Annotated in this window: 12 protein-coding genes; 3 read left to right on the top strand and 9 right to left on the bottom strand. The window is 37.3% G+C overall.

Annotated elements, in window-relative coordinates; translation table 11 throughout:
• Together F823_RS11305 and F823_RS0103310 are read left to right on the top strand one after the other, a co-directional pair.
• Window positions 1-1183 (top strand): hypothetical protein (locus F823_RS11305; RefSeq protein ID WP_242831487.1); only part of this gene is annotated, 1183 nt, incomplete at its 5' end.
• Window positions 1184-1400: 217 nt separating this feature from the next.
• Complete coding sequence (locus F823_RS0103310) at window positions 1401-1985, top strand: hypothetical protein (protein WP_242831486.1); 585 nt, start codon at window positions 1401-1403, stop codon at window positions 1983-1985.
• A gap of 109 nt (window positions 1986-2094) precedes the next feature.
• On the opposite strand, the gene rpoC is transcribed toward F823_RS0103310, so the two are convergent.
• From rpoC to F823_RS0103270, 8 genes are all read right to left on the bottom strand, one after another.
• Window positions 2095-5667: a DNA-directed RNA polymerase subunit beta' gene (gene rpoC, locus F823_RS0103305; protein ID WP_019595378.1), complete on the bottom strand. Its 3573-nt coding sequence runs from the start codon at window positions 5665-5667 to the stop codon at window positions 2095-2097.
• 168 nt (window positions 5668-5835) lie between these two features.
• Window positions 5836-9525, bottom strand: coding sequence for a DNA-directed RNA polymerase subunit beta (rpoB, locus tag F823_RS0103300; protein WP_019595377.1), 3690 nt, complete (start codon window positions 9523-9525; stop codon window positions 5836-5838).
• Between the two features lie 440 nt (window positions 9526-9965).
• Window positions 9966-10550 carry a TetR/AcrR family transcriptional regulator gene (locus F823_RS0103295; RefSeq protein WP_002846516.1) on the bottom strand — a complete coding sequence of 195 codons (585 nt, stop codon included), beginning with the start codon at window positions 10548-10550 and terminating at the stop codon, window positions 9966-9968.
• A 275-nt stretch (window positions 10551-10825) separates the two neighbouring features.
• Window positions 10826-11551, bottom strand: coding sequence for a D-proline reductase (dithiol) protein PrdB (gene prdB / locus F823_RS0103290; RefSeq protein WP_002846515.1), 726 nt, complete (start codon window positions 11549-11551; stop codon window positions 10826-10828).
• 83 nt (window positions 11552-11634) lie between these two features.
• Window positions 11635-12054, bottom strand: coding sequence for a CBO2463/CBO2479 domain-containing protein (locus F823_RS0103285; protein WP_002846514.1), 420 nt, complete (start codon window positions 12052-12054; stop codon window positions 11635-11637).
• A gap of 1 nt (window position 12055) precedes the next feature.
• On the bottom strand, window positions 12056-13828 hold the full coding sequence (prdA, locus tag F823_RS0103280; protein WP_019595376.1) for a D-proline reductase (dithiol) proprotein PrdA: 1773 nt from the start codon (window positions 13826-13828) through the stop codon (window positions 12056-12058).
• A 210-nt stretch (window positions 13829-14038) separates the two neighbouring features.
• On the bottom strand, window positions 14039-15340 hold the full coding sequence (prdC, locus tag F823_RS0103275) for a proline reductase-associated electron transfer protein PrdC (protein ID WP_019595375.1): 1302 nt from the start codon (window positions 15338-15340) through the stop codon (window positions 14039-14041).
• Between the two features lie 25 nt (window positions 15341-15365).
• Window positions 15366-16625, bottom strand: coding sequence for a glycine/sarcosine/betaine reductase component B subunit (locus tag F823_RS0103270; RefSeq protein ID WP_002846510.1), 1260 nt, complete (start codon window positions 16623-16625; stop codon window positions 15366-15368).
• A gap of 452 nt (window positions 16626-17077) precedes the next feature.
• Between F823_RS0103270 and F823_RS0103265 the strand changes: the two genes are divergently transcribed.
• The gene (locus F823_RS0103265) at window positions 17078-18019 is read left to right on the top strand and encodes an NAD-dependent epimerase/dehydratase family protein (protein WP_002846509.1); all 942 of its coding nucleotides are present in this window, start codon (window positions 17078-17080) and stop codon (window positions 18017-18019) included.
• Window positions 18020-18200: 181 nt separating this feature from the next.
• Here the strand turns inward: F823_RS0103265 and F823_RS0103260 are convergent, their stop codons facing one another.
• A complete protein-coding gene (locus F823_RS0103260; protein ID WP_019595373.1) occupies window positions 18201-18818 on the bottom strand; it encodes a DUF2628 domain-containing protein in 618 nt (205 codons plus the stop codon).
• Window positions 18819-18925 lie beyond the last annotated feature (107 nt).

Here is an 18925-nt window from a genome sequence, read left to right as displayed (position 1 = left end):
AGATGCACTTTCATCAATAAATATACTTAATGCCAAAGCGAATACATCAATTATGCTTGTAGGCTCTAGTATGTCAGAAAGCCAGAAAAACTACATCAAGGATATAAAGAGCAGGTTTATAATAGGTGGAATGTTATCTACTCCAGTTGAAAACATTATATATGGTAGAACATCAGTAAATCCAAAGCCAAATCCTGGTCCTGTAACACCTCCAAAGCCAAATCCTGGTCCTGTAACACCTCCAAAGCCAGCAGAAAACAAGTACACATATATAATAAAGTCAGTAGACAACAATAGCAATTTGAAAACTGTTGTTGTAGACAAGTTGAATTACGAATCAGTAGAAAAAAGTATACCATCTGGCTACAGCATATTAAGTACAAGAGAAGAGGTTAATGCTTTTAGGGTTAATGGTACAAGCGTTTTGTATGTTAAGCCTAGTTCAATGAAGTACTTTGCAACACAGCAGGACTATGATAGATATATATTCAATGGATTGAAAAATGAGGGTCTTGATACGGGAAAGGTTTTAGTCGATAGTGCAGTCAATTCAAATGACGCATTTAAAGTGTTAGCAAGGTCTTTAGGTTTCGGTTTAGATCAGGAAGTAGAAAATGTTGGAAACAACAAGTACAAGACTGTTGAGATAATTATGGGAATAACTCAAAGCATGAAGACTAAAGAAGTCTATAATAAGGAAAAATATAAGTCAAATCTATCTAAGATAGATACTATGATAAATGCTTCTGGTGCTAATGAAATGAAAACAGAAAAAGAAAAGGCAATAAGGTTCGCCCAGTATTTAAAAATAAATTATTTTTATAATACTGATATAAATAACTTTAGTGTTGAAAATCAGCTTAAATCAAGAAGTCCTTATTCCATATCAGACTATGGAACTGCTGTATGTGAGGGTTATACATATACATTTAATCAAGCCATGTTAAGAATGGGGATTGTTTCACATGAAGTTCATGACAGCAACCATATGCAGGTGTTAGCTAATCTAGATAATAAATGGACATATTTAGATGTATCTGGTTATGCAAAGGAGGATGTTAAGATAGAATTGACTTATGATACCGTTCCAATTTTTACACAGAAAACTATATCTAATAATGAAATAGTAGGATCTAGACATATAATAACTCCTACTGAAAAGATAAATTATCTTTATAAGTAATATCTTATAAAAAATGGCAAGGGCTTAATGCTCTTGCTATTTTTGTTTAATGGTAAAGCTAATAATCAAACCTAATTAAAGCTTAATTTTTTCTTAATTAAATCACCAAATATATAAGTCAGTAGACAGCAATAGCAACTTAAAAACTATTGTTGTAGACAAGAATGTTAATTCAAACAAGTCATTAATGATGCTTGCAAGATCTTTAGGTTTTGCTATGGATCAAGAAGTTGAAAACATTGACGGAACTAATTTCAAAACTATAGAAATAATAATGGGAATGACACACAGTAATTTAACTAAAGAAGTTTATAATAAAGATAAATACAAATCAAACTTAAATGTAATAGATAGAATGATAGCAGAATCAGGGGCTAATGAATTAACTACACAAGAAGAAAAATCTTTGAGGTTTGCAAGGTATCTTAAAATAACATATCCATATAACGAAAATACAACGGATATGTCTAAAGAAAATATACTAAGGTCACATAGTCCATATTCATTATCAGATTATCAGACAGCAGTTTGTGAGGGATATACATACACTTTCAATCAGGCTATGCTTAGAATGGGAATAAAGGCGTTTGAAATTCATAATGATGAACATATGTTATCATTAGTTAAAACAGACGGTAATTGGCATAAAATGAATGTTGTAGGATATTTTAAAAATAAGATGCCAAAATCATATGGGGCTATATCTAAAAATAGTATCTATGGCTATATACTTAACAATGCAGAGGTTGATTCATCAGACATAATAACTCCAACAGAAAATATAGATTTCTTATATAGATAAAACTATAAATCAAAGAGAGAGATTAACACCTCTCTTTTTGATTGTGTGTAATTTTCTTTCACTTTTTAAAAATTTATAAAAAAAGACCCCACTCGGGGGTCTTTTTAGACTATACCATCATATCGTCTTCAGCTACATCAATTTCTTCAACTTCTTCAATTTCTTCAACTTCTTCAATTTCTTCAACTTCTTCAACTTCTGGTTCGTCTTTTTCTATCGCTATATTTCTATACTTCTTCATACCTGTTCCTGCTGGTATCAGCTTACCAAGGATTACATTCTCCTTTAGACCTATCAAGTGGTCTTCTTTACCCTTGATAGCAGCGTCTGTAAGGACTCTTGTAGTCTCCTGGAATGATGCTGCTGATAGGAATGAGTCTGTAGCAAGTGATGCCTTAGTAATACCTAGTAGGACTCTCTTAGCTACTGCTGGTCTAAGTCCCTTAGCTATTGCTTCTTCATTGCACTTGTTGTATGTAAGAACTTCTTCGTATCCACCTGGTAGTAGGTCTGTATCTCCTGGATCTTCAACCTTTACCTTAGATAGCATCTGTCTTACGATTACTTCTATATGTTTGTCGTTGATATCAACACCCTGCAGTCTGTAGACCCTCTGTACTTCCTTAACGATGTATTCCTGAACTCCACCGATACCATTTACCCTTACTATATCATGAGGGTTGATAGAACCCTGAGTAAGTGGCTCTCCGGCTTCAACATACATATCGTTCTTTACCTTTATTCTTGAACCATAAGGTATTGGATATACTTCAGATTCACCATCTGCAGATGTAACTATAACTTCTTTTCTCTTGCCTGATTCATCTATCTGTACTGTACCAGATATCTCTGTGATGACTGCAAGACCCTTTGGCTTACGAGCCTCGAACAATTCCTCGACTCTTGGAAGACCCTGAGTGATGTCTCCACCGGCAACTCCTCCTGTATGGAAGGTACGCATTGTAAGCTGTGTACCCGGTTCACCGATTGACTGGGCAGCTATTATACCTACTGATTCACCGATGTTTACTGGCTTACCAGTTGCAAGGTTTCTACCGTAACACTTAGCACAAACACCGTGTTCAGTCTTACAATTAAGTACTGTTCTTATCTTTACCTTTTCGATGCCTGCAGCAACTATTCTGTCTGCGTCATCTTCTAGGATCATTGTGTCTGCTGGTACTAATTCCTGACCTGTAGCAGGATCAATGATTGGGTCTATTGTGTATCTACCAACTATTCTATCTCTGATTTCCTCGATTACTTCATTTCCATCCTTGATAGCAAATATTTCAGTAGTTTCAGTAGTACCACAATCTATATCTCTAACTATAACGTCCTGGCTGACGTCAACTAGTCTTCTTGTCAAGTAACCTGAATCGGCTGTACGAAGGGCTGTATCGGCAAGACCCTTTCTGGCACCATGTGAAGATGTAAAGTATTCCATAACTGATAGACCTTCACGGAAGTTAGACTTAACCGGAATTTCCACTGTCTTACCAGATGCATTGGCCATCAGACCACGCATACCAGCCAGCTGTCTTATCTGGTTCTTAGAACCTCTGGCTCCTGAATGGGCCATTATGAATATGTTATTCATTCTGTCTAGTCCATCCATTAGGGCATCAGTAACCTTCTCAGTTGTCTCTGTCCAAGTCTCGATTACCTTTTCGTATCTTTCGTCATTAGATATTAGACCTCTTCTGTAGGCCTTTTCGTACTTGTCTACTAGGGCTTCTGCTTCCTTGATATATGTATACTTAGCCTCTGGTATATCCATGTCTGCAACGGCAACTGTTATACCACCTACTGTTGAGTACTTGTAACCCATTGACTTAACATAGTCAAGTAGCTCTGCAGTCTTAGTATTTCCGTGCTTTCTAAAGCACTTATCTATAATCTTTCCTAGTGACTTCTTGTCAGTAAGGAAGTCTACTTCTAGGCTAAATGGATCCTTTTCTCTATCTACAAATCCAAGGTCCTGAGGTATACCTTCATTGAAGATAAACCTACCTACAGTTGACTCTACTAGAGATTTTCTACCATCTTCTAGAGTAACTCTTAGCTTAACTGCTGCATGTATTTCTACCTTGTGGTTGAAGTATGCAAGTAGTAGTTCGTTGTAGTCCTTGAATACTGAACCTGTTCCCTTAGCACCTTCTTGAGCTTCTATAGTCAAGTAGTATGAACCAAGAACCATATCCTGTGAAGGAGTCGTAATAGGAGATCCATCCTTAGGTGCTAGTATGTTGTTTACTGATAGCATTAGGTATCTTGCTTCTGCCTGGGCTTCTACTGATAGCGGAACGTGAACGGCCATCTGGTCACCGTCGAAGTCGGCATTATAGGCTGTACACACTAGTGGGTGAAGCTTGATAGCCTTACCTTCAACTAGAACTGGCTCAAAGGCCTGAATTCCAAGTCTATGTAGAGTAGGGGCACGGTTAAGTAGGACTGGGTGGCTCTTGATTACTTCTTCAAGCACATCCCAAACTTCTGGTTTTACCTTTTCTACTATAGTCTTTGCAGACTTGATATTGTGGGCATATCCCTTTTCTACTAGCTTGTCCATTACGAATGGCTTGAATAACTCAAGAGCCATCTTCTTTGGAAGACCACACTGGTAGAACTTTAGTTCTGGACCAACTACGATAACAGAACGACCAGAATAGTCAACTCTCTTACCAAGTAGGTTCTGTCTGAAACGTCCCTGTTTACCCTTTAGCATATCTGATAGAGACTTAAGTGGTCTGTTACCAGGTCCTGTAACTGGTCTACCACGTCTACCATTGTCTATTAGGGCATCTACTGCTTCCTGTAGCATTCTTTTTTCATTTCTAACGATGATTTCTGGAGCACCTAGCTCAAGAAGTCTCTTTAGTCTGTTGTTTCTGTTTATAACCCTTCTGTAAAGGTCATTAAGGTCAGATGTCGCAAACCTACCACCATCTAACTGAACCATAGGTCTTAGGTCTGGTGGTATTACTGGTATAGCCTCAAGTATCATCCATTCTGGCTTGTTGCCTGACTTTTTGAAGGCTTCAACAACTTCCAATCTTCTGATTGTTCTTATTCTCTTCTGACCTGTAGCATCTACTAGGTCTTCTCTTAGTTCCTTTGACTGCTGGTCTAGGTCTATTCTCTCAAGAAGCTTCTTGACAGCCTCTGCACCTATACCTACTTCAAAGTCATAACCATACTTTTCTACTGCATTTCTGTACTCTCTCTCAGTTAGGACCTGCTTGTGGGCAAGACCTGTTTCCCCTGGATCGATTACTACATATGATGCAAAATAAAGTACCTTTTCAAGAGATCTTGGTGACATATCAAGTAGTAGTCCCATTCTTGATGGTATACCCTTGAAGTACCAGATATGAGACATAGGAGCAGCTAGCTCTATATGACCCATTCTCTCTCTTCTTACCTTGGCCTTAGTAACTTCGACACCACATCTGTCGCATACTACGCCCTTGTATCTTACCCTTCTATACTTACCACAGTGGCATTCCCAGTCCTTAGTAGGTCCAAATATTCTTTCACAGAATAGACCATCCTTCTCTGGCTTTAGTGTTCTATAGTTAATTGTTTCTGGTTTCTTGACTTCCCCTCTTGACCACTGTCTGATTCTTTCCGGTGAAGCAAGACCTATCTTTATCGACTCAAAATTGTTTAATTCAAACAAGGAGTTCTCTCCCTTCTTTCGATACTAATTTATATTCAGTGGCTCTAATATGCTCTATATCAAAACATACTCCACATTTTTCCTGTTACCCTCTAGCTAGCAAATAATATCAAAACCTCTGATGCATCCATCATTTTGGAAAGGATGCACCAAGGATTTACTTATCTACTAAAACTCTTCATCTTCAAAGTCTTCTTCAAACTCATCATCTTCCATGAAGTCTTCTTCATCTTCTGCATCAGCAGAGAATTCCTCTTCTTCATAGTCATATGAATCTTCTTCAACTTCCTCAATCACATGAGTTTCTTCTATATCTTCTGGCACTATGCTCTCTATCTTAAAATCTTCTGGTATTTCTTCATCAACAGATTCCTTGATGTCTATGATCTTGCCGTCCTGGTCAAGAGCACTCACATCTAGGCAAAGTGACTGTAATTCCTTCATCAATACTCTGAATGATTCTGGCATTCCTGGCTCAGGTATGTTTTCACCCTTTACGATAGCTTCATAAGTCTCAACTCTACCCTTAACGTCGTCTGACTTAACTGTCAAGATTTCCTGAAGGATGTGAGATGCACCGTATGCTTCTAGGGCCCAAACTTCCATTTCCCCGAATCTCTGTCCACCGAACTGAGCCTTACCACCTAGTGGCTGCTGAGTTACTAGTGAGTATGGTCCTGTACTTCTTGCATGTAGCTTGTCATCTACTAGATGGTGTAGCTTTAAGTAGTACATATAACCAACTGTGATTCTATTGTCGAATGTCTCACCTGTACGTCCATCGAATAACTGTAGCTTACCATCTCTTGGGTAGCCTGCCATTTCAAGAGCGTCCATGATATCGTACTCGTTGGCTCCATCAAATACTGATGTAGCAACATGCCAGCCTAGCTTCTTAGCAGCTAGTCCCAAGTGCATTTCTAGGACCTGACCGATGTTCATACGAGAAGGTATACCCTGTGGATTCAGTACTATGTCCATAGGAGTACCATCTGCCATGAATGGCATATCTTCTTCTGGAAGGACTCTTGAGATAACACCCTTGTTACCGTGACGTCCGGCCATCTTATCTCCGACCTTTATCTTTCTCTTCTTAGCTATGTAACATCTTACTAGTTCGTTTACTCCTGGAGATAGGTCGTCTCCATTTTCCCTAGTAAATATCCTGATGTCTACTATAATACCAGATTCACCATGTGGTACCTTTAATGAAGTATCTCTAACCTCTCTAGCCTTTTCACCGAAGATTGCTCTTAGAAGTCTTTCTTCAGCTGTCAGCTCAGTTTCTCCCTTAGGAGTAACCTTACCTACTAGGATGTCTCCTGAGTCTACCTCAGCACCTATTCTGATGATACCTCTTTCGTCTAGGTTCTTGATTGCATTTTCACCTACGTTTGGTATATCTCTAGTGATTTCTTCTGGTCCAAGCTTTGTATCTCTAGCTTCACATTCGTATTCTTCGATGTGGATAGTAGATAATCTGTCTTCCTTTACAAGTCTTTCGTTGATTAAGACGGCATCCTCGTAGTTGTAACCTTCCCATGTCATGAAGGCTATCAGACAGTTTCTACCAAGGGCAATTTCTCCTAGGTCTGTTGCAGGACCGTCAGCTATAACGTCTCCAGCCTTTACTAGTTCTCCCTTTGTTACTATAGGAGTCTGGTTTACACAAGTACCTGAGTTAGATCTCTTGAACTTAAGCAACTTGTATCTATCCTTGTCTCCGTTGTTCTTCTTTATTACTATTTCATCAGCTGATACTCTATCAACAACACCATCGTTCTTTGATACGACAACTGCTCCAGAGTCCTTAGCTGCTCTATACTCTATTCCTGTACCTATGATAGGAGCTTCTCTTCTCACTAGAGGTACCGCCTGACGCTGCATGTTTGATCCCATTAGGGCTCTGTTGGCGTCGTCGTTTTCAAGGAAAGGTATCATGGCTGTGGCAACTGATACAACCTGCTTAGGAGAGATATCCATGTAGTCTACCCTATCCTCTGATACAAGTTCAACAGCACCTAGTACAGTTCTACAGATTACCCTGTTATTTATGAATCCACCATCTTCATTAAGTGGTTCATTGGCCTGGGCTCTAACATATAGGTCTTCTTCATCTGCTGTTAGGTAGTGTATTTCGTCAGTTACAACCTTATTTACCTTGTCGTATTTTCTATATGGAGATTCTATAAATCCATATTCATTTATCTTCGCATATGTAGAAAGTGAGTTTATAAGACCGATATTTGGACCTTCTGGAGTCTCTATCGGACACATTCTACCGTAGTGTGAGTGGTGAACGTCACGCACTTCGAAGCCTGCTCTTTCTCTTGATAGACCACCTGGTCCTAGAGCTGAAAGTCTTCTCTTGTGTGTTAGTTCTGATAGTGGGTTTGTCTGGTCCATGAACTGAGAAAGCTGTGATGATCCAAAGAATTCCTTAATAGCAGCAGACACTGGTCTGATGTTTAAAAGGGCCTGTGGAGTCATAGATTCCATGTCCTGAACTGTCATCTTTTCCTTGATGACTCTTTCCATTCTAGAAAAACCTATACGAACCTGGTTCTGTAGTAGTTCACCTACACATCTGATTCTTCTGTTTCCTAGGTGGTCTATATCGTCTATATTACCAACTCTCTCCTTACCGTCTATTATATAGAATAGGCCAAATTCATATGATATAGATGCTATGATATCATCTAATAATATATGCTTTGGTGATAGGATCTTGTGGTTGGCCTTTATTACTTCCTTAAGTTCTTCATCATCTTCATACTTGTCTAGGATTTCCTTTAAAGTTGGATAATGAACCTCTGGCTTGATACCTAGTTCGTCTATATCAAAGTCAACATGGGCTCTGATATCTACAAAGTTGTTACCTATAACCTTTATTTCCTTGTCTTCAGCAACACTTACCCAAACGGCATTTATTCCTGAATTCTGGATTGCTGTTGCAGTCTCAAAGCTTATATTTTCGCCCTGCTTAACAAATACTTCACCTGTTTCTTCATTTACTACATCTCTAGCAGCTATCTTGTCCATGATCCTGTATCTTAGGGCAAGCTTCTTGTTGAACTTGTAACGTCCAACCTTGGCTAGGTCGTATCTCTTTGGATCGAAGAACAGTGAGTTTAATAGTGAAGAAGCACTCTCTACTGTCGGTGGTTCACCTGGTCTTAACTTCTTGTATATCTCTACTAGACCTTCTTCTACATTAGTAGTATTGTCCTTTTCAAGAGTAAGTCTTAGTCTCTCATCATCTCCTAATAATTCTAGGATTTCTGCATCTGAACCAATTCCTAAGGCTCTTAGAAGAACTGTAACTGGCTGCTTTCTAGTTCTGTCAACTCTTACAGATATTACACCTGTTGAGTCTGTCTCGTATTCCAACCAAGCACCCCTATTTGGTATTACTGTAGAAGATATAAGTCTGTTACCAGCCTTGTCTCTTTCCTCTGCATAGTAAACACCAGGAGATCTTACAAGCTGTGAAACTATAACTCTCTCAGCACCGTTTATTATGAATGTACCCCTGTCTGTCATTAGAGGGAAGTCACCCATAAATACTTCCTGTTCCTTGATTTCTCCTGTCTCCTTGTTGATAAGTCTTACCTTTACCTTCAAAGGAGCACAGTAAGTAGTATCTCTTTCCTTACATTCTTCAATATCGTACTTTGGCTTTTCATCTAAAGAGTAGTCAACGAACTCTAATATTAGATTACCTGTGTAATCTTCAATTGGAGACATATCGATAAATACCTCTTTTAAGCCCTCTGCCAAGAACCATTTATAAGAATCCACCTGGATTTCTATAAGGTTAGGCACGTCAGCTATTTCCTTGATCTTGGAAAAGCTCATTCTTTCTCTTTTTCCAATCGTGACTGGATGTGGTAGCACAATCTTCACCTCACTAAATTAAATTTTGATTGCATTTGTTAATTTATGAGTATACGATTAAAAATCCACCTCGCTCTTTGTAATTAAATGCAGAAATTTACCTTTGCGAGCCCACTTTATTAACCGTAATATACAAAATAAGTGTTTAATGACTTTTATGGCTTGATTTTTTTATAAAATTGTGAACCCTTTGATTTTCAACTACAAGAACTTTTTCTCAATCTTAAAAAACCGAGTTTCAACCTAAAAATCAGCCTAGTCTCTCATATTAAACAGTATTTTATTATACACGTTTTTTGTATTTTTTTCAAGCCCTTTAGAACTTTTTGTTTTTTAAAGCACATAAAAAAAGTCGCCAAATATCAATCTGACGACAGCTAACTATATATATATTTAAACTGTTAATTAGTATTTTTGATACTGCTTGTACAAAACTTCAATATATCTATGCCATATGAAGACAATGGATACATACCTTCTGATATACACCAATCATACAAGACTGCTCTTTCTTGAAGCGCATACAGCCTAACTAGCTCCATCTGAGACTTTTCATCTGTTATGTCTCCCTTAGCCTGACCTTCTTTTATAATAGTTGAAAGAACCTTATAGTATAACCTTGACTGATCAAGTAAAAACTTTTTACCGGACTTTATAACCTGAGTGGAATACACTATAGATAGTATCTCAATAGGTATATTTTCTTCAATATATCTAAATAAAAACTCTGAAAAATATATAAGTTTATCATATGAATTCATCTCTTCTGTTCCAACCTCTTCAAGGGCTATCTCATACTGTGAGTCAAACACATATGCCAAACTCCCCAACAGGTCATCTTTAGAAGAAAAGTGATGGTAAAAACTCCCCTTAGATATTCCGCAAGTTTGAATAATCCTGTCTACAGTTGTATTATCATAACCGTATTCATCAAACAATGACCATGCAACTTTTATTATTTTATCCTTTGTAGACATTTCTTTCATAAACTCACCACCTATCAAACCTAACTACTTTACCAATACCTTTAATTATACTTTTTATAAATATATAGTCAATGCTTTTATTTGATTTCCCTATAGAAAAAAACGATACCAAGTATTTGTAATGCTTATTATAAACTCTATAACTATTAAATCTACAAATACTATAAAAGGCGACACCAAACTAATGACGTCGCCCCTTACTAGTATATGGCACTTTTATTCAAAAAATGATTCACTCAATAAACATGATTTAATCAATAAACAAAAGCTATTTCTTATACGTTATGTCTGTATTCATAAGGAAGTATCTTAGTCTGGTTGAAGCTTGGACAATCTCTTACCCATTCTAAAGATTCCTTAATTATAGCTGTCTGCATTGCTGGGTTGTTTGGCTCTCCTGCATTTGATCCAATTGGTACGTGTGGAGCAGTGATTCTAGGAGCACCCTGCTGTCTTGCTATAGGAGGTAGTGCAGCTATAACGCAGCAGCTCATACCAGCTTCTTCACAGCAACGAGTAACTATTGTAGCTGAACGGTGACAAGTACCACAACCGCCTGTGCAAAGTACTATGTCAACACCCTGTTCTTTTAACTTTTTAGCTATTTCTGGTCCAGTTTCTCCACGGAATTTTTCAACGTTTCCGCCACCACCCATGAATGTATAAGTCTCATGAGAAAGTGATCCTATAAATCCTTCTTCAACTAGTTCATGAAGACGGTCTATTGGAAGCATAGCATTTACGTCCTTATTTATATCTGAGTTGTCAAATCCACCATGTGTAACCATCAATTCTGATGTTGGTGTATCGAATTCTATAGTTCTATATGAGAAATCTCCTGATGTATTGAAAGGTGTCTGAGATTTTTTATGTATACCACCAGCAGTTATAAATGCAACTTTACACTCACTAAGTGGTTTCTTTAATTCAACAAACACTGGCTTAGGTGTTACTGGAACAAATATTTCTGATTGTAATCCTTCTTTACCTGTTAATTTCATGAAATTAACCTCCTTTAAAAATTAGTTTTAACTGCTATCTAATTAACTTGCTATCAGAATAAACATACTTGTCGGTTTCTTATTTAGCTGACTTTTGTCATGCAGCTTAGATAAAATTCACAGTTCTGTCCTTCTTCAAGCTCACAATTCGTAAACATCCAACGACGTGGAACAGCTACAGAGCCCTTGCCGTTCATTATAACTATTTCCGCTGCTGTATCATTTACTTCTCTTAGCTGTCCTCCCATAATCGTAGGGTTCATACCATATTCAACATTCATATCAGAGTCATCGTACTCTATGATTCCATCCGATATTCTTATATAGCTAAAATAGAATTTAAGCTTGTCTCCTGCCTTTAATCCTTCGCTATCTAATACTATATCCTTAGGTACCTTTATAACTCCTAGTCTACCGTTAAGATTTATCTTTACTGTACCATCGCTGAATATCTCTTTGATTTTACCTCCCATTACAACGGGATTTATCTGGTAATCCATCATCTTAGTGAAGTGTTCCACTGTTTACTAGAACAGTTTCTGGTAGACCAAGGATCTTGTTATTAGCATTTATTACATCGTTATTCCATTTCTTTGGAGCTGGCTTTATTTCTACGCCTAACATCTTGTTCTTTAGCATCTGTATAGCACGTGCTGCTACTTCTACAGTTACACAAGAGCATCCAGCTATGTCGTTTTCAAATCCGCCCATATCCATGTTTTCTTCTACCATTGCAGTAGCATATTCGTTACCAACAACTAGCTGTCCCTGATATGCACAGAATGATACTCCAACTACTGGTATTCCTCTCTTACCAGCCTGGCCTATATGTTCTATAAAGTCTATATGGTTGTTTCCGAATCCTTCAGTAGTTATTATACAACCATCAACGTCCATACTTTCAAGCATAGAACCCAATCTTTCTGATACCCAAAGCTTTTCATCATTTACCTGAGGTGATCCTACAAATACAACACCTATTAAGTCTAATTCTTCATCTGCAGATAGTCCTTCTACTAACGGCTCACGGATGTAGTGACGAGTCATTTCCTTAGTTGCAGGTCCTATACAAGTAAGAGCGTGGATTGAACCGTCTCTAACCTGGTTTGGAGTAAGTATCATAGGTACGTTACCGCAGTCAACGTTGTTACGTCCTGACATAACACCACAAGGTTCAGCTGGACATATGATATTGTCGTGCATAGCACCCTGTCCCATTATTTCTTTTATAAGTACAACTCTAGGTCTACCCTTTCTTCTAACGTCTTCACAAATTTCTTCTCTTACAACTTCACCATCATAAGTCTTTAACTGTTCTCTAACCTTCTGAATTATGAAGTCCTGGCACTTATGAGCAGCTAGAGGTCCTGGTCTTGTCATACCAGTAAGTCTCTTAACTACAGCGTGGCAACGAATGATTATATCGTTTTCATCTGCACAACCTGGGTGGCCAAAATACATCTTTTCATCAAGGAAACCTTCTGAAGAACCGAATTCATGTATCTGAACGCCATCTTCGTCTACACCAGTTAGCATGAATACCACACCGTCAGCAACCTTAGTTACACCTTCTCCTAGAACGCCTTCAACCTTTGTAGCTATAGGGCAAACGTCCATTATTGTCTCAGTGTATATGTGACGATCTTCTGGCTTTATAACGTCAAGAGATAAGCTAACACAAAGTTCATCTTCTTTAATAGCCTGTTCTACTAAGCTTCCATCAACAGTGATCTTACCGTCTTTTATAGAAGTTTCTTTTCCTATTTCAGCATCTGTTATCTTAATGTGCTTTTTAACAAGCTTTCTGATAACCTTCTTCTCGCCTGTAGGCATTTCTGGAGCAACAAAATCAGACCCCATACCACCTATAGTAGTTCCGGCTGGCAAATCAAGACTTAATCCTTCAAGTTTATCAATTTTTAAATGAATCATACCATTTCCTCCTACAAAAGTTCCTTTTTTCTCTGGAATTTCAGCTTTAACTTCAGGTTCTTCAACCTTTGAAGCTTCAGCACCTTCTACCTCATTTACACCATCTAAGAATTTTGACTTGATTGGAGTTAGAGCCTCACAATCTTCTAACAAAGTCCTTCCTAGAACCTGTTCGATTGTAAGTCCATCTTCATCAAGTGTTAATAATCCTGCATCTACCATATCTTCAAATAGATTTGGATCTTCTAGATCTGCGGGTCCAACAACAGTTCCTTTGTTTCTACGACAGCAGAAAATCGCTGGATCCTTTAAATGAGCCTGTACAGTTTCCTTTGTAATTGACACTTTAACCACTCCTTTAAAATATATTTCTAAATGCTCATAGCCATAGACTATTCTGCATCCAGTTGACACAATTAACAGTTGACACAATTAAAATTTCACAAAATTTATTGGTTTTACTAACCTAAAGTAAATCCACAACTACATAGCCTTATTTATCTTCAAACTAGTCTACCTTATTTTAAACTCTAGTCTACCTTATTTTAAACTAGCCTACTTTTCCTTTATCCTTCTAATAAGCTTCATATTTACAGCCCTCAAGGCACCATCAGTACAATGGTAAACAGGAAGTTTCATTTGAGGTGCACAAGACATTACGGTGTTTGAACAGTCTGTGCAGTTGCTTATTAAGATAGCTTGTGCTCCATCCTTTTTAAGCTTCATAACCTTGGCAACTTGACCTGGACATATACCAGGATTTTCACATTTTCTGCTTCCATTTTTCATCTCTATAGCTTGTTTACAGTAATCAACTCCTACAACCTGACTTCCCATACTTTCAGCTATTTCTTCTAGTCTTTCTTTATTGGCACCACAAGCACAGACTAGTAGACCTATCTTTTCAGGGCCCTTCCAGAACTCTTCTGCTACAAGTATTCCGCCTGTAGTTTTAACTATCGGCCTGTCCAAATAAGTTCTCTTTCCTGTGTATGGTCCACCCATTATTATTTCACCATAATCCTGAGTTGAGATACCACCTGCCATATCTATTATTTCTTCAACTCTTGTTCCAATAGGTATATCTTCAAAAGTCTTTATGATCTCACCATTTATCTTTCCAGCAACAGTAAGATTCTTGTCTATAAGAGGTTTTTTAAACTCTACAGCGTCCTGAATCCTACATACAGTTTCAAGATTGATAACTATAGAATCAGCTTCAAGAGGTAACTGGTCTACCAAAAGAAGCCTTCCTAAAACTTCTCTTATAAGAGCCCTCTCTTCTCCCATCGGGTAGACATTGGCCAAAGGTTTTACAGATATTTTATCAGTATCTATAGACTTGTTTAAAAGCTCTATGGCTTCTAAGTGAGTCTCCTTGATACCTATGACACCGTTTTCAGCATTTACGATATCCATAACTGTCTTTAGGGCCTTGATAACATATCCAGGATTTTTCTCAATAAAGGCTATATTGTGACCTAGTATAGGTTCACATTCAGCAGCATTGACTATTACAAGACCATCCTTTTCAAACTTCTTACCAAGCTTGACATGAGTAGGGAACCCTGCTCCTCCTAGTCCAACCATGCCTGATTCTTTGACCAAGTCAAGAGGACTATCAGAAGTCAGCTTAACATAATCACTAGGTTGATCTTCAAATGCTTCTATCCTAATCTCCTTGTCATTTATCTCTGAAACCTTGCCAGAAACGCTAGTATGAAGATTAGAACCCAGTTTTTCCTCAGGACATTTAGCTATCAATTGTCCTCTTTTAACCTCTTCCCCCTCTTTTACAACAGGTTGACTAGGTGCCCCAACCCCTTGTGATAGGAGAAAATCATAATACTTTTGCATCTTTCTACCTCCACTCAATATATAATTACAACAATGAATGTATTGCCCCATCCTTACATTGGTTAGGTGAAATAACATATGGTACATTTTGAGAATTCATCATATTCCTCGAACCTAAAAATCCTCCTGGCTCAAATGGGAACATAGATGTATCATACATATTGCCCAGACCTGAAACTATCTTAATCAGTACAACCTTTCTCTTACCAGGTTTGTATAAATCGTAATACTCTTTTCTTTCGTACGGCATATCATCAATATCCTTAATTTTGGACCTTATATCATTTACTATCATATCTCCTATTCTGTGGGCTGCCATCAGACCTTCTGCAGTCCTTCCTTGGCCTTCTTCAAACAAGAAGTCTATGTGCAATAGATAGTCTTGGCTACTCGGTGTACCCTCCCTATCAAATGTAACCTGGTCTCTTAAAAGTCCCTCGGAAGATCCTATATTGGAAGGCTGAAAACCACTCTTATCTTCTACTCCAGTAAGCATTGTAGTTACTCCCTTTAGTAGTCTAGTTATACCTTGCCCTAGCTCCCCTCTTTCCTTGACAGCAATCGGAGAAAAGTCCAAATTAGAATTCACAAAGAAATCATATTCTCCCGGACTTACGATAGATATGTTTACATCCTTAATAAGCTTATCCTTGTATTTATTTTTTAGGTTTCTATCTATAGTAAGAGTCCCCCTAGAAATCTCAGTTTTGTCTCCAAATTCAACATTTTTGACTGGGTATTCTTTGACGGTCAATCTTTTCAAAACTTTCTCTTCATCTAAATTTCTAGTGTTATCAACAGGCTTTCCAACTTTTCTTAATTTACTTTTCAATATAGCAACCGCCTTTTTAGCATCCAAATAAGTAAGGTTGTTGTAACCTACTACACAGTTTTCATAGCCTGACTCGCCCTTATTAAAGTCTATTAGGCAATCAACATACTCGTTTGAACACACCAACCTACCTTGAAGTCCAACAAAACTCAAGGCAACTGAAGGTATATCCTTTAATCCCAATTGTTCTATCACATTCACAAAATCCACATGGTGATTACCCCATCCGTCTATAGCCACAATCGCCGCATCTGCTCTCATAGCCTGGGCTAAATCAGCTGACCTCTTGGCAGTGTATACCTTGTCATCAAAGACCTCAGAAACACCATCAACTACAATTCCACAGAACTCTAAGTCCTTGTCTTCTCTCAATGCCCTAGTCAAAGGACAGTCAAAGTGGTGTAGTGTCGTCATTTTAATACTTGGACCAAGACCCATAATATTACCTCCCATTATGAATAAAAACAAATATGCATATACATATGCCAAATAACCAAAAACCTATAAATATATTAAAGCTATAACGTCTTTTTAGTTTTATCCTAAGTACTAGACTATAGTTTGTTTATCTATCTTGAATTATACTCTTATAAAATTCTATTGTCAACAATTACACTTATCAAAAAAACTTCTATTTCTGGATTAATTAATCGTGAAAATCTATATTAAATAATTTTCCCAAAATGCCTTATTTTTTTGTTTTATATCTAGTTTAACCCAAAATAAACTTAATAAAACTATCTATGCAGGATTTTAAGGGTAGTTTAAAAATCAACTCTAATTTTTAGGGTGATTAATATGCAAAATATATAAAATTCTAATTTATAGATAGCCATTTTAAATTTTTATTTTTTTTCGTATAATATAATTAATAGTATTTAGATTAAAATGAGAGGTGGACACAAATGAAAAAAATCTTAGTTACAGGCGCAACAGGTCAAATAGGCGGAGATTTAATATCCGAATTATCTAGAATATATGGTAAGGACAAGGTCATAGGAAGTGCAAGAAGAAAAGATCCTCTAGACCTAGACTGCAATCGTTATTATTCAATGGACTGCAGAAACCTTGATGATTTCTATAGGATAGCCAAGGAGGAGAAGGTTGATACAATACTCCACCTTGCTGCAATACTGTCAGCCAAGGGCGAGGAAGATCCAAACCTACTTTGGGATATAAATGTAAACGGACTCTACAATGCCCTTGAGGTCTCAAAGGAGATTGGAGCAAGTCTTTTTGTGCCTAGCTCAATTGGTGCATTTGGTCCATCTACACCAAAAGACAAGACTCCTCAAAATACAATCCAAAGACCAACTACAGCTTATGGAGTGAGCAAGGTGACCGGAGAACTCCTATGTGACTATTACCACCAAAAATACGGATTAGATACGAGGGGAGTTAGGTTTCCAGGATTAATATCCCACAAGACACTTCCAGGTGGCGGAACTACAGACTATGCTGTACACATCTACTATGAAGCGATTAAAAATAAGCACTACACTTCTTTTATAGACAAGGGTACCTACATGGACATGATGTATATGCCAGATGCTATAGATTCAATTATCAAACTAATGGAAGCAGACCCCGACAAACTTATAGATAGAAATGCATTTAACGTTTCTTCTATGTCATTCGAGCCAGAAGATATGAAAAGATCAATACAAAAATATATACCAGAATTCACTATGGATTACGATGTAGACCCTATCAGGCAGTCTATAGCAGGTTCTTGGCCTAATTCACTTGATACTAGTCAGGCAAAACTACAATGGGGCTTTAAACCAAGATATGACCTGGACGCCATGACAAGGGATATGTTAGACAATCTTAAAAATAAAATATAGCATTTAATACAAAAATTAAAGGGAGAAAGTATAACCAGTCTATCAAGACCAGAGATACTTCCTCCCTCTTTTTTTAAAAATAAAATCATCTACAAAACCACATATAGTTTTATAGGCTTTGTTTTATTCAAGTACCACTATATCTCAATATAAGGCACTACTACATCTTTCTAAGGCACTACTACATCTTTCCTATAATATTCATAAACTCCTGATTATTCATAAGCTCTACACCAGATATTACTATAGATATAATTAAAAATACAAATACTGCAGCAACAGATGTTCCACCCTTTGCTATAATTTCAGACTTTCTCTCTTCCCCTCTTGAGCTTATAGCCTCTATATCCTTCTTTGCATGCCTAAAATACAACCAATTGGCAGTAGCTGGCACCAAAAATGTAATTATAAGGCTTATCACATGTAAAAATCCTATCTTTTTAGTGAGTAGGCTTAGCGCTGTGGAAACAACCAGTAATATACCTGACTCTATATACATCTTTCTATAGGCCATCCATAATACAGGAACAAATAGGGCAGGCCAATTCCACCCGATTTTAGACTCACTGTCTATTATATCCTCAAATCTTGTTGAGTAATACACCTCTTTTTTGGGACCAACATACAACTCCAACTCTTCAAGAAGGGACATACTATTGTTAGTAGTGTATGTTTCATTTTCAATATCTTTTATTACCTCTTTTACAGTTTCACTTCTCTCTTGACCAAGGTCATTATTTTCCGAGCTCATATTTTCTTGTGCATTTTCTTGCCTAGAGATATTTTTATTGTCTTCCATAATTTTATCCTCCCCAATATTATAAAACTGACTCAAAGTATTTTTTAATTGCTAATTCAATTCATTTAATTATATCATAGGGTATATAAATCCTCAATTAAATTAGT

The organism is Peptostreptococcus anaerobius VPI 4330 = DSM 2949 (assembly GCF_000381525.1).
Taxonomy (GTDB): Bacteria; Bacillota; Clostridia; order Peptostreptococcales; family Peptostreptococcaceae; genus Peptostreptococcus; species Peptostreptococcus anaerobius.
This window is presented reverse-complemented; position numbering and strand designations above follow the sequence as displayed.